4 protein-coding genes are annotated in these 15,347 nt (G+C 35.5%); 3 read left to right on the top strand and 1 reads right to left on the bottom strand.

Annotated elements, in window-relative coordinates; translation table 11 throughout:
- Positions 1-207: 207 nt before the first annotated feature.
- A complete protein-coding gene (locus tag Q9Q97_RS01365) occupies positions 208-690 on the bottom strand; it encodes a regulatory protein RecX (protein WP_306153681.1) in 483 nt (160 codons plus the stop codon).
- 280 nt (positions 691-970) lie between these two features.
- Here Q9Q97_RS01365 and Q9Q97_RS01360 point away from each other — a divergent pair, with 280 nt between their 5' ends.
- From Q9Q97_RS01360 to Q9Q97_RS01350, 3 genes are all read left to right on the top strand, one after another.
- Complete coding sequence (locus Q9Q97_RS01360; RefSeq protein ID WP_306153679.1) at positions 971-5,791, top strand: GEVED domain-containing protein; 4,821 nt, start codon at positions 971-973, stop codon at positions 5,789-5,791.
- Positions 5,792-5,945: 154 nt separating this feature from the next.
- Positions 5,946-9,797, top strand: coding sequence for a T9SS sorting signal type C domain-containing protein (locus tag Q9Q97_RS01355; protein ID WP_306153677.1), 3,852 nt, complete (start codon positions 5,946-5,948; stop codon positions 9,795-9,797).
- Between the two features lie 449 nt (positions 9,798-10,246).
- Positions 10,247-15,346 (top strand): T9SS sorting signal type C domain-containing protein, encoded by a 5,100-nt coding sequence (locus Q9Q97_RS01350; RefSeq protein WP_306153674.1) that lies wholly within the window; start codon positions 10,247-10,249, stop codon positions 15,344-15,346.
- Position 15,347 lies beyond the last annotated feature (1 nt).

Below are 15,347 nucleotides of genomic sequence, written 5' to 3'. Positions count from 1 at the left end.
ATAATCGTAAAATATTAAGATTTTTGAGGATGTTTTTTGCGTTTTTAGACTGAAAAACGTCAGGTTTGCTATAAATTCTTCAAAAATGGAATATTTTATAACTTGAAGTTGTGTTGGTTTTGACACTGGTTTAATGGAGTTTGCAACCGGATTTAAAATTCTACAAAAGGGATAGAAATTGGTCATTTTGGGGGGAAGAAAGGAAATCTAATTTTCTTCCAATTCTTTTACTTTTTCATAAACCAAATTACTTTCAAAACCTCTGCGAAGCATATAGTCGCAAAATTTTTTACGTTTTTTGAGAAGATTAGTTTCTGAAATACTATTCCAAGATCTTTCAGCCAAGTTTTCAAAAGTTTCAAAATATTCTTCCGCTGAAATTTCTTTCAAAGCCAAAGAAATATTGGCTGATGAAATATTTCTCATTTTTAGCTCATTTGTAATCCTAATTTTCCCCCAATGTTTTATTCTGTGTTTGCCTCGGGCGAAGCTGCACGCAAAACGCGTTTCGTTTAAAAAATTCCCCTCAATAAGTTGAACCACAATATAGTCGATTTCGTCACGAGTCATTTTTAGGCTATATAATTTATCAACAACTTCGTTATGACAGCGCTCTTGATAAGCACAAAAATGCTCTAACTTTTGTAAAGCTTCTTTGATGGTAAAAGTGCTGTTCGTCGGGTTTTTCATGCGTTTTAACGTTTAAATTCAGTTATGCTCAATTAGTTATAAAATAATTCTGAAATTTGTTAATATTTTTCAAAAAGAAATAAATTATAACCTTGTGTATTAGGCTAATTTAAATATTTTTGTACGGAATTTTAACAATTTTAGATTTTGGCTAAAAGCCCAAAATTTAACATTTTAAGATTCAGAGATTTACCAAAAGAACTAATGTTTTTTTTGGAAGAAATGCCTTTTTTGCTTTAAGCAAACCAAAAACAAATTTAAAACAAATACCTACTGTTATATGATGAGAAAATTACTTTACTCGTTTTTATTCTTCATTTCCTCTAAATCTATATCTAAAAGATTGTGTACACCAAGTTTATTGCTTTGTGTAGGGATGTTTTTTGTGGTTTCTTTTGCTCATGCGGTGACTTATTATTCTAGAGTGACTACTGGTTTCTTTGCTATTAATGGAACTTGGTCAGTTAATCGAAATGGAAATCCAACAAATAATTCTAATCTTGCTAATGGAGATAATTTCATAATCCAAAATGGGCATACTATTACTGTTAATGCTAATGAAAGGCTTAATAATATAACTGTTGAAGCAGGAGGAACATTAATTGTTGGGGGATACGATTTTAGAGTTGATGGTACAACGACTATTGCAGGAACTTTGATACATAATAGTACAGCAGGTACAAAAAGTTATTATGAATTAGTGACTATAAATCTAGGTGGTATATGGAATAATACTGGTAATTCTGCAATAAATTTTAGAAGGGGAATTACAAACAGTGGAACATTTAATGCAGGAACAGGTTCTCATACTTTTACAAATAATATTCAATCAATAAGTGGAACATTATCAATTCCCAATATCTCAATAAGCCAAAATTTAACAAATTTAGGGGTTCTTACAGTTTCTAGTTCATTAGCTGGAGGGGCAACTTTTATAAATTCTACGAATGCTACGTTAAATTATGGAGGGACTGTTATTAATCCGACGCTTACAGCAACAGCTTCAGGAAATGTAGTAAATTATAATGGATCTATTAATCAAACTATAAAATCAGCAACTTATAATAATCTAGAAGTCTCTGGGACAAATACTAAATCATTAAGTGCTAATACTACAATAAATAGTAGTTTAAGTATAGGATTAGGAAGTACATTAGATGTATCAACAAATAGTTATGCGCTTAATATAGGAGCCAGTTTTACGAATAACGGAACTTTTATTCCAAGATCAGGAACAGTAACACTGAATGGTTCAGGAATACAATCTTTCAATACTTCAAATTTTTATAATCTGACATTGTCTGGAAGTGGCACAAAAAGCTTTACGGGGACAACTTCTATAACAGGGGCTCTGGTTGTAAATTCGGGAGTAAAGGCAGATTTAGGAACAGTAACACATAGCGCAAGTACTCTAACTCTAAACGGAAATCAAGTTGCTCCAACTTCTTGGGGTAGCTCAAGTTCTTCAGCACAAAATAAAGATGATCTTTATTTTACAGCAACTACAGGTCAAATAAATGTTGGATCTAGTGCTTGTACAACTTTTTCATCAGTTACAGCCATTACTAATGTTCTATTTGGCTCGATCAATAATGCAACTTCAGCTTCGTCTACAGCACCTTATATTTACTATTCAAATGTGCCAGCAGCTAATGTGTCAAAGGGACAATATTACGAATTAACAGTAAAAGGAAATACCAATGGCGGTGTTAACAGTTATTACACTGCTTTTTTTGATTGGAATGGAGATGGCGATTTTGCAGACACAGATGAAGGACCTCACAAAATAGGAACAATAAATAATTCTAACGGAACTGATGCAAAAGCAACTTCTATCTATCTGCAGATTCCTGCTGGCGCAACGGCAGGATTAACCAAAATGAGAATTATGAGCCGTCGTACTACTGATTATAATACTAATTCTTGTGCAATATCTGGAAGTACTGGACAGATTCAGGATTATAATATTACTATTTTAGAAGCTTGTGTAGGAAATGCTCCTGGCAATACATTAACTACTGCTGCGACAGTTTGTCCTAATGCGCCTTTTACTTTATCATTGCAAAATACAATGGCTGAAGGTACATCTTACGTTTGGCAAACTTCTCCTGACGGCAATGCTCCTTGGACAAGTGCAACACCTACTCCAACAGCTTTTTTTAGTAGTGCTTTTGCAACAAATCAATCAGCGAATACTAATGTAGGAGAGATCAGTCTTTACGGTAATAACACTTCTATATCTGGTGGGGAGCTATTTTTGACAACACTAGGTACTGGTTATACTGGAGGTTTTGTAATTCAAAAAACACCAGGGACAAATATTAATACATTTTCGGCATCTTTCGATTATAAAATTTATGGAGGTAATGGTGCTGATGGTATTAGTTTAAGTTATGCTTCAAACATTGCGAATAATATTGGTGGAGGAGAAAGTGGTGAAGGTTCGGGAATTGTTTTGCAACTTGATACTTATGACAATGAAGGGGTTGAGGCAGGTAGCCGAGTTAGAATTACATACAATGGAAGCAGCATTTTTAATAGTGCTATAAATGCACCATTTAATCTAAGAACAAGTTCACTCAGAAATGTTGTTATGAGTGTTAGTGATAAAGGATATTTAACTCTTACTATAGGAGGGAATGTTGTTGTGGCTAACCTGGCCTTACCTGCGGCCTACTTGTCTTCTGATAAATCAAATTGGAAATTCAAATTTTCAGGCCGTACAGGAGATGTAAATGATTATCATGTTATTGACAATGTTAATATATACTATTTAGATACTGCAAATTCTAAATCAACATTTACAACTACTCAAACGGTAAAAACATATTATCGTGTTGCAGCAAGTTGTGGTGGTGCGACAGTTTATTCAACACCAGTTATGGTTGATGTAACATCAGCGACAATTAATACAATGACAAGTAATGCATGTACAGGAGTAGCTTTTTCTGTTACACCAGTAAATGTTACAAATGGGACAGTACCAAATAACACTACTTATACATGGACTATGCCACTTGTTACAGGTGGGATGTTAGGAGCAGCAGCAAATACTATTGCAGTATCTAACATAACAGGCAGATTAACAAATAGTACAACAACTGCTCAAACGGCGACTTATACCGTAACGCCAATAACAGGATCTTGTACAGGCGTTCCTTTTACACTTACTGTTACTGTAAACCCAATACCTACGGCTCCATCAACTTCACATACCAATGTATCTTGTGGTAATTCAGGAACCATTACACTCACTGGTTTGCCATCAGCAGACTGGACAGTTAATCAAACAGGTCAGATGGGATCGCATTCGTATAGTCGTGTAACTAATGAAACGACACTGACTATTGAAAATTTAGAAGCAGGAACATATCATTTCACGGTTACAAATAATAGCTCATCTTGTATTTCAAGCACAGCAGATGTTACCATATCAGATCTCAGATCTATTACAATATGGAACGGTTCAGGATGGTCAAACGGTAATCCAAAAGATGATCTAACAGGAAATAAAACCGCTAGAATCTCTTCGGTTACGCCAAGCCAGCCTTTTTCAGTAGCTACGGTAAATTTGACTGTATGTTCTTTAGAAATCACGGTTCCAGGTACAGATCAAGTTATAATTCCATCTAATATGACTTTGACTGTTACCAATGGTATAACAAGTAATGGTAATTTATCATTTGAAAGTGGTTCAAGTTTATTACAAGGTGAAAATGCCGTAAATTCTGGTAATGTTTTTTACAAAAGACAGGTCAGTTTGACTCGTTATGATGTGGTCTACTGGGCGACGCCGTTAATTAAGGCAGATTTTAAAATGCGTAATTTTTCTCCAAATACTTTGTATGATAAATATCATTACTGGGATGCTAATAATACAAAATGGATTTATAGTATTGATGGTGAGGAATTTATGGAAGTAGGGAAGGGTTACAGTATAAGAGCTCCACAGAATTTTGATTTAGTGACTCCTAGTACATTTGAAGGTGTATTTGTTGGAGTGCCGAACAATGGAGATGTGACTGTTACCACAGTACCAAATAAATTGAACTTGATAGGTAACCCTTATCCTTCTGCAGTAGATGCTGAAGAGTTAATTCTGAATACTAATAAAGATGTTTTAGGTTCTATATATTTATGGACACATAATCAGCCTCCGCAAATTGCTCCAGGAACTAATACTTATAAATATTTAAGTTCAGATTTTATTGTTTATAATGGAGTAGGAACAACAAGAGTAAATAATGATCCTGTCAATCCTGCAGATGAATTTAATGGTAATATTGCAGCAGGTCAAAGTTTTTTTGCATCACCAACTGTATCTGAAATTTACTTTAATAATGATCTTCGCAGAGGAAGTTCAGAGAATACTCAATTTTATAAAACAGCTAAAACAAGTAAAATTCAGAAAAATCGTCTTTGGCTGAATATTGCAAATACGCAAGGTGCTTTCAAACAGATGTTGATTGGTTATATCGATGGAGCAACAAATAGTAATGATTTGAGTTATGACGCTACCACAATGAATAGCAACTCTTCTGTTGATTTTTATAGTATTAACGAATCTAAAAGATTAACTATTCAAGGACGCGCCCTTCCTTTTGATAATACAGAAGTAATTCCTTTAGGATATAAAAGTACGGTTGATGCTACTGGTGATCGTAATTTTACGATTTCTATTGACCACGCAGACGGATTTTTTGATACTCAGGAAATTTATTTAGAAGATAAAGCAACTGGAAAAATAATTGATTTAAGAAAAGAAAATTATACTTTCTTTAGTGCAGCGGGAACCAATACTACTCGTTTTGCTCTTCGTTATACCAATAAAACATTAGGAACAGGTGATTTTGAAAATCTTGAGAATACAGTTTTAGTTTCGGTAAAAGACAAAGCTGTAAAAATTACTTCGTCAAAAGAAACGATAAAAGAGGTAAATATTTATAATGTTGGAGCACAGTTATTATATAGTAATGATAAAGTGAATGCTTCAGAATTGCAAACCACAAATTTACATTCTTCTGATCAGGTTATACTGGTAAAAATAACTTTAGAAAACGGACATACTTTTACTAAGAAAGTTATTTTTTCTAATTTATAATTAAGTAAAAATCCGAGATAATAAGAAGTCCATTCTGTAAAAAGAATGGACTTTTTTTATGGACTAAAAATCCCTAAATCTTGGTATTGTAGACTTCAATCCAACTTTATAATTTTAAATTAATTCTTACAAGATTAACTTTAATTATATTATTTTGATTAGAAATTTACTTTATTATCTGATTTTACTTCTTTTTATTCCTTGCTCAAATCTTCTAGCGCAGCAGGGAAAAGTAGATGCCACTTTTAATGTATTGGATAATGGCCAAATCGGAGATGGTTTTAATGGGGCAGTAAGAACCCTTCTTTTGCAAAAAAGCGGGAATCTGATTGTTGGAGGTGATTACCTCAGTTTAAATGGATTTCCAGTTTCTTATCTTACATGTTTGACACCCAATGGAACAGTCGATGAAAACTTTAATACCGGCAACGGTTTTAATGGAAAAATCTATGCATCCTATTTACAAGCAGACGGTAAAATTATTTTGGGTGGAAGTTTTACCATGTATAACGGGATTAACGTTGGGAGACTTATCCGCTTAAATCCAGATGGTACTCACGACACTACTTTCAACACTACAATAGGAGCGACAACAGGAATTGTATACGATATTGCAATGCAGTCTGATGGTAAAATAATAATTGTCGGAAGTTTTACTAAATATGCCAATACTACGGTAAATCGCGTTGCACGTTTGCTTCCCAATGGTGCACTCGATTCTTCTTTTTTGACTGGAAAGGGTTCGGCATTAAATATTACTCATGTTAAGATTACTGCAGATGAAAAAATAATTCTTACAGGAAATTTTAATACGTTTAATGAAAATCCAGCATATAGAATTATCCGTTTAAATAGTAACGGAAGTCTCGATTCTACTTTTAAAAGCGAAAATGGTTTTAATGATGATATCAATGCGATCGCAGTACAGTCTGATGGCAAAATGATAATAGGGGGTAATTTTACAGCTTTTAACGATCTTTCTGCTAATCGTATTATTCGCTTGAATACTGATGGAACAAAGGATGAAAGTTTTGTAACAGGGACAGGTTTTAGCAAAGAAGGTGTTCAGACAATTAAAATTGACTCACAAGGAGATTTGATGGTAGGCGGATCTTTTACAGGTTTTTATAATAATATTGAGGTTAATAGAGTTGTTTTTCTAAATAATGACGGAACACTAAAATCAGATTTTGATATTGGATCAGGACCAGCTTCAGCTTCCGTATTAGCTCTAGAATTTGATGATGAAGGATCTTGGTTTATTGGAGGTACTTTTTCTGTTTTTGATGGGCAAAATCAGGGTCGGTTAGCTAAAATTGACAGTGAAGGAGAACATGATATTGCTTATTTGTCTTCGGGAATTGGTTTTGATAACTCTGTTTTTAGCGTATTGCCTCTTCCGAGTCAAAAAACAATTGTTGGTGGCAATTTTAATAAATTTAATGGAAGATTGGTTTCCAAAATAACATGTCTTTTAGAGGATGGTTCTATGGATGCATCTTTCAATGCTGGAAATTCGGGAGCAAATAATGTAATAAAAACAATAGTACTACAAGCCGATGGGAAAGTAGTTGTTGGGGGTAATTTTACGAAATACAATGATGTAATTAGCAATAGGATTGTTAGGATTTTACCTAATGGAGAAATTGATGATTCTTTTGGTAATGGAGATCGATTTAATGCACAGGTTTATACTCTTGCGATTCAGCCTGATCAAAAAATAATTGCCACAGGTGCATTTACAAAATACAACGGATCAAGTTTAAATAGCAATAGAATTATTAGACTTCTTCCAGACGGAACCAAAGACAATGATTTCAATATTGGTTCTGGTGCCGATGGAATTGTTGAAGTGGTACTAATACAGCCTGATGGGAAAATTCTTTTGGGAGGACGTTTTAAAAAATTTAATGAAAAACCTTATTCGGGTTTAGTTCGTTTAAATATTGATGGAAGTATTGATTCGAGTTTTGATATCCAAAAAGGGTTTGATAAGAACGTATATGCTATCGCGCTACAATCAGATGGGAAGATCGTTGTGGGAGGATCATTTTTAAGCTTTGATGATATCTCTGAAAAAAGAATTTTACGCTTAAACAATAACGGAAGTCTTGATACAACATTTGATTCTGGAGCAGGTTTTAGCAAAGGTGATGTTCGATCTATTTTGGTGCAGCCCGATGATAGGATTTTGGTAGGAGGTTCTTTTTCGGGAACTTATAAAGGTACAGGATCTTTAAGGCTTATTAGATTGATGTCGTCAGGAGCTTTTGATGATTCGTTTACTGCACCATTAAATAATACGCTTTTCGATATGAAATTTTCGGAGGATTATAAATTACTAATTGGAGGTAATTTTAATTCCGTTGCAGGTATTTCAAAACACAGAATTGCTCGTTTAAAGCTTTGTATAAATACTACAGTTTGGAATGGCGTTTCTTGGACAAATGGACCACCTTCAGCAGGAAAAGATGTATATTTTAAAGAAAATTTTCCGCGATTGACCACCACTGCTGTTTGTGGATGTAACATTGACCAAGGTAAGACTGTCACTTTATTGGAGAATAATACTCTAGCAATAGAATTTGCATACACTGGTTCTGGAACTTTAATCTTAGAAGATTCAGCAAGTTTATATCAATCAGATGATGATATGGTAAATACTGGAATTATTCATTTAATAAGAAAAACAAAACCAGTAATTCGTTATGATATGACGTATTGGTCTTCGCCTGTTGATGAGCAAAAAATGTTTGATTTTTCTCCTTATACTCTTGGAGATAAATATTACTGGCAAGATCCAATTTCTGGTTGGAATATAAATTACAACGGAACTATGAATATGATTCCCGGGCAAGGTTACTGTATTAGGACTCCGCAATATTATTCCCTTACAGAACGAGAAGTGTTTGAAGGTGTTTTTAAGGGAATACCAAATAATGGAAAAATTGAAGCTGAACTTAAAGTTAAAGATGCTGGCTATTTGATTGGAAATCCATATCCGTCTGCTATAAGTGCAGATCTTTTTATAAAAGCAAACGCTTCTAAAATAAAGGGCGCCCTTTATTTTTGGACACATGCTACACCACCATCTAATGGTAAATATTCGGCAACTGATTGTGTCGCATATAATCTTTTAGGAGGCGTTGGAATAACTTCTTCCCTAAATTCAGATTACAGTACTATTCCAGACGGCACTATAGCTTCAGGGCAAGGATTTTTTATAAAGAGTAATTCAGAAGGTCTTGTAGAATTTAATAATAGTATGAGGATTAGAGCTGGCAACAGTGCTTTTTTTAAGCCAAGTAAAAACTCTTATACTGAAATGGAAGATGAAAAACTTCGATTCTGGCTTAATCTCCATAACGGCAATGGTGCACTAAAACAGATTTTGCTAGGTTATGCCAAAGAGGCTTCCGATTCATTAGATTATTATGACGCACTGGCATTCAGCTCAAGTCAAGAGATTGATTTTTATAGCATTTTAGAAAATAAAAAATTGGTAATTCAAGGAAAAGCGATGCCGTTGGAAGAAAGCGACATGATTAAATTGGGATATAAAACAGACGTAAAGGCAACTTTGAATATAGAGATTGACCATCAAGATAATTTGTTTCAAGATATTAATATTTTTCTAGTAGATAAAATATTAGATAAATACCATAATCTCTCTGAAAGTCCGTATAAGTTTGATTCTGAAGCGGGAACTTTTAATAATCGCTTCTCAATAATTTACACTAATAAAACTTTAGGGGAAAAAAAATTTGAAGACAATTCTAATGGCATTTTAATATCTGTTAGAAATCATATCATAAATGTTGAATCTTTTAGAGAGAATATAAAAGAGGTTATAATTTTTGATATTTCTGGGAATCAGTTATACAAAAAAGATAAGCTTGAAAGTAAAAAAGCAGTTATTGAAGACCTGCACACTTCACACGAGGTTTTTGTCGTAAAAGTTGTTTTTCAAGATGGAAAATCAACTTCTAAAAAGGCCATTTTTTAAAAGCTAGCTAATCAGCAACGGTAATCATAATTCTATTTATTTAATTATTTATAAATCAACATGTTATGTGTTGTTATTTTTTATTTTAACAGTTTTTTCTTATTTTTTGTGATTTTGGAATTTCAGGTGTTAAAATTATGGGTTTAATACTACGTTATGAATTTCAGTGTAAATAAAATCGTACCTTGTAGTTAAGTTTAATCGATTAAATGCGTTTTAAATCGATTAAATACTCTCTTATAAGCCTTTTTAAATTAAACTTTTCTTAAAAAAACATTTAAATAAAGTCTTTTATCTGCCTTAGTTGATTGTAAAAAATTGGAATGCTTTTTAATTCGATATAAAAATACGTCCTGTTTTTCGGTATTCTAAAAACTACCGGCCTTCCAATCTTACAATTAATCTTGTTTGAGTTTGAATTTATTTTTCAATTACTAAAATGCCACAAGATGAAAAAAGATTTACTTATAATGCTGAATTTCTTCAGCTTTTCAACTTTAGTAACTTATATTGAAAAACAGCTAAAATTTGGCTGGAGTTCTAAAATCCTTGTTGTTTTAATTTTACTATTTTCCCATACAGCTTTAAAAGCACAAATTATAACACGTTCAGTTGCTGTTAGCGATCCTTCTTTTCTCTTACCTGCTGGTATTGATGTTGTTACTGTTGAAGCTTGGGGTGCCGGAGGTGCTGGAGGTGCTGCAAGGGTGACTCCATTAGTCGGAAGAAGTGGCGGCGGCGGCGGCGGCGGTGCTTATGCAAGAGGAACAATCACAACAACAGGATTGTCAAGTTTGAACGTTGTAGTTGGACCAGCTACCGCAGGAGGAACTAGTGATGGAGCATCAGGAGGAGCTTCATACATAACAGGATTTACAGGTTCTTTTAATGCGCCTGGTGGTTTCGGTGGTAATGCTAATATTGCAACGACCTCTAATCCAACCGGAGGAAATGGCGGTGTTGGAGTTGGGAATTTAGCAACAGGAACGGGAGGAAATGGCACAAATGGTAGTAATTCAGCATTAAGCGCATTTGCATCTACAGGCGCAGGTGGTAATGGAGCTAATTTTGGTTCAGGTGGAGGAGCTGGTGGGCCTTCGCAGAGCGCCGTAATATTAACAGACTTGACAGGGACTAATGGTTCAACTTATGGCGGAGGCGGTGGAGGAGCGATGAGCGCTAATGCATTAAGAAATGGAGGAAGTGGTGCAAGAGGGCATGTTAATATTACTTATACTTGTAAAACATATAGTTTAACCGGTATATCGGCCCCAAATGTTTGTACAGGAACAACTACACAAGTACAGTTAACAGGTACAGCAGCAAGTCTTCCCGTTGGTACATATACGGTAAGATATAATACAAGTCGGCCAAATGCGGTAGGACTAACAGCAAATATGGTGGTTACAACCGCAGGATCTGGAAGTTTTACTGCAACAGGATTGAATTCTTTAGGGAATAGTACTATTACGGTTACTTCTTTGACTTCGGTAGATTGTGTTTCTACTCTTACTGCAAATAATGTTGTGAATATAATAGTGAGTGCTTTACCAACGATAACTTTAGGAACAGTTACACCTGTATGCGCAAGCGCAAGTCTTCAAAATGTAACATTACCTTATACTGCAGTAACTAATGATCCAACAAACTATAGTATTACATGGAATGCCAGCCCTACAAATAGTTTTTTGCCAGTTACAAATGCTGCATTAACAGCCAGTCCAGTCACTATTGCAGTTCCGGCAGGAACAGCTCCAGGCACTTACACAGGATCGCTAACAGTACGAAATGCTGCTGGATGCGTATCTGCTGCACCAAGTAATTTCACCATAACTGTGAATCCGTTACCGACCATAACATTAGGTGCGACTACAGCAGTGTGCGTAAGTTCAAGTGCGCAAAGTACAACATTGCCTTATACTGCTGTTGCAAACTCTCCAACAACTTACAGCATAACTTGGAATGCATCACCTGTGAATAGCTTTGTAGCAATTACAAATGTGGCTTTACCTGCTAGTCCGATCAATATTTCTATTCCTGCGGGAACGGCAGCGGGAACATACACGGGAACTTTAACAGTACGAAATGCAAATGGCTGTGTGTCTTCTGGCAATAATTTTACCATTACTGTAAATCCGCTTCCAACTATTACACTCGGTACTGCGGCAGTGTGTTTTAATGCGTCATCGCAAACCGCAAGCCTGAGTTATAGCGCCGCAACGAATTCACCAACTACATACAGTATAACTTGGAATGCCAGTCCAGCAAATAGTTTTGCGACAGTTACAAATGCTGCACTAACAGCAAGTCCAATTAGTATTACAGTTCCTGCTGGAACAGCTGTTGGAACATATTCAGGAACATTAACAGTAAGGAATGCGAATGGATGTGTGTCTGCAGCAAACAATTTTACGGTGACTGTAAATCCTTTACCGACCATAACATTAGGAACGGCAGCTTCGGTATGCACAAGTGCAAATGCCCAAAACACAGCATTGCCCTATACAGCTGTAACGAATTCACCAACCATGTACAGTATAACTTGGAATGCCAGTCCAGCAAATAGCTTTGTAGCAATTACAAATGTGGCTTTACCTGCTAGTCCAATTAATATTGCAGTTCCTGCTGGAACTCCAGCGGGAGCATATACAGGAATTTTAACGGTAAGAAATGCCAATGGCTGTGTTTCTTCAGCAAACAATTTTATGGTGACTGTAAATCCTTTGCCGACCATAACATTAGGGACGGCCGCAGCAGTATGTACAAGTACAAATGCCCAAAACACAGCATTGCCCTATACAGCTGTAACCAATTCTCCAACCACCTACAGTATAACTTGGAATGCCAGTCCAGCAAATAGTTTTGCGGCAGTAACAAACGTAGCGTTACCGGCAAGTCCAATTAATATTGCAGTTCCTGCTGGAACTCCAGCGGGAGCATATACAGGAGTTTTAACAGTAAGAAATGCCAATGGCTGTGTTTCTTCAGCAAACAATTTTACAGTAACTGTAAATCCTTTACCGACGATAACATTAGGAACAGCCACTGCAGTATGCACAAGCACGAGTGCGCAGAATACGTTATTACCTTATGGCGCCGTAAGCAATTCACCAACGACATATAGCATAACTTGGAATGCTAGCCCAACAAATAGTTTTGTACCAGTTACAGAGGCAGCATTAACAGGAAGTCCAATCAATATAGCAATTCCTGCTGGTACAACTGCTGATACTTACACAGGAACTTTAACGGTTAAAAATGCTAATGGCTGTATTTCTTCTGGCAATAATTTTGCGGTAACGGTAAATCCGCTTCCAACAATTACTTTGGGGACTGCTGGTGCGGTATGTTTTAATAATGCGGCTCAGAATACAAATTTAAGTTACAATGCGGTAACAAATTCACCGACGACATATAGCATAACTTGGAACGCGAGTCCAGCAAATAGTTTTGTGCCAGTTACAGATGCAGCATTAACAGCAAGTCCAATCAATATTGCAATTCCTGCTGGTACAACCGCGGGGACTTATACAGGAACCTTAACAGTAAAGAACGCAAACGGCTGTTTGTCTGCTCCAAATAATTTTACAGTGACAGTTAACCCGCTTCCAGTTGCACCAACAGCTTCAGCGACTCAACAGCCAACTTGTGTAAACAATACAGGAATCATTACGGTTACTTCACCAGCTTCTGGTACTGGATATACTTACAGTATAGATGGAGTAGATTTTAGTAACTCTACAGGAATATTTATTGGTTTATCTTCTGGACTTTACAATGTGCAAGTGAAAAATAGTGCAACAGGCTGTGAATCGCTAGGAACACAAATTACAATAAATGCTTCTGTTACAAAAGTATGGAATGGTAGTGCTAACGCCAATTGGGGAAATCCTGCCAATTGGACACCTACAGGAGTTCCAATTGCTACAGATTGTATAGACATTCCAGACGTTGGTGTTGATCCAGTTATTTCTGGTACAAACGCAAGTTTTTTTGCCAGTAGGTTAACGATTCAAAACAATGGATCTTTAATTGTAAATGGAACTAATACTATAACCGTAACAAATGAAGTAAATGTACTTGGTAATGGAGTTCTGATTTTTGAAAATAATTCAAGCTTAGTTCAAATTGCGGATGTATCCAACACGGGAAATATTATTTATAAAAGAAATACAACTCCGGTAAGACGTTACGATGTAACCTATTGGTCTTCGCCTGTTACCCGTGATCCAGTATTCACTTTGTATGATTTGTCACCTAATACGCTTGGAGATAAATTTCATAAATTCAATCCGGTAAATCAGAAATGGATAGTAATTGGTAGTGGAGCAGAAGAAATGGTAAAAGGAAATGGTTATAGTATTAGAGCACCTCAATTCTACGATTTAAACTCTACTCAGATTTTTGGAGGGGAGTTTAAAGGGGTGCCAAATAACGGAACAATTTTGGGACCAGAAGCAGTTGCTGAAAATTTAACCTTTTTGGGAAATCCGTATCCTTCGGCGATTTATGCTGATGAATTTATTGCTGATAATTCAGCTCGTCTTTATGGAACATTGTACTTTTGGACCCATAATAGTCTTCCTATTATAATTCCAGGCACGAATACTTTTGCTTATACTAGCAGTGATTTTGCTTATTACAATTTGTCTGGAGAAACAGAAGTAGGACAAATGGAAGGGACTCCAGCGCCAACTCCAGGAAATCAATCCACACCTGCAGGATATATTGCTGCAGGGCAAGGTTTTTTTGCCAAATCGTTGACAGGAGAGCGCGTTGTCTTTACCAATTCTATGCGTGTACCAAATCTTAATAGTCAATTTTATAAAGCATCTTCTTCAGCGATTATAGAAAAACATCGTGTGTGGTTAAATTTAACAAATACAGAAGCGGCTTTTAAGCAATTGCTTATTGGTTATGTAACTGGTGCAACCAACTCTTGGGATAATAGTTATGATGCAACTACAATGAATGCAAACCCATATGTTGATTTTTATAGTGTTAATGATGGAAAAAAATTGGTCATTCAAGGACGCGCAGTGCCTTTTGTTGTAACAGACACCATTCCGTTAGGTTATAAGTCGACTATTCCAGAAGGTAATTTTACCATTGCAATAGATCGTGCCGACGGAGATTTAAGTAATCAGAATATTTATCTGCAAGACAATTTGACCAATACTATTCATAACTTAAAAACAGGAGGTTATACTTTTACCTCAGCGCCAGGAACATTTCTTAATCGGTTTGTATTGCGATATACAAGTTCAGATGACGATAAAACATTAGGGAATGAGGATTTTGAAAATCAAGATCAGAAAATTTTTGTTTCAGTGAAAGACAAAAACATTAAACTACAGTCTATTTCGGAGCAGGAAAATCTTGAAGAAGCGGCAATTTATGATACGGGAGGAAAATTGCTATATCGTAAAAAGGAAATTGGAAATCGGGAATGGATTGTGACAAATTTCCAATCAGGACCGCAAGTTTTGTTAGTTAAAGTAACTCTGGACAGCGGTAAAACGATAACGAAAAAAATAGTATTTCAGTAAA

The sequence above is a fragment of the Flavobacterium sp. DG2-3 genome (genome assembly GCF_030730925.1).
Taxonomy (GTDB): Bacteria; Bacteroidota; Bacteroidia; order Flavobacteriales; family Flavobacteriaceae; genus Flavobacterium.
The sequence above is the reverse complement of the archived record's forward strand: the minus strand, read 5'-3'. Positions and strand labels throughout refer to the sequence as shown.

Bases quoted from the DNA above. Each gene is read 5' to 3' on its own strand.
- Q9Q97_RS01365 (WP_306153681.1), bottom strand. From the start codon at position 690: ATGAAAAACCCGACGAACAGCACTTTTACCATCAAAGAAGCTTTACAA.
- Q9Q97_RS01360 (WP_306153679.1), top strand. From the start codon at position 971: ATGATGAGAAAATTACTTTACTCGTTTTTATTCTTCATTTCCTCTAAA.
- Q9Q97_RS01350 (WP_306153674.1), top strand. From the start codon at position 10,247: ATGAAAAAAGATTTACTTATAATGCTGAATTTCTTCAGCTTTTCAACT.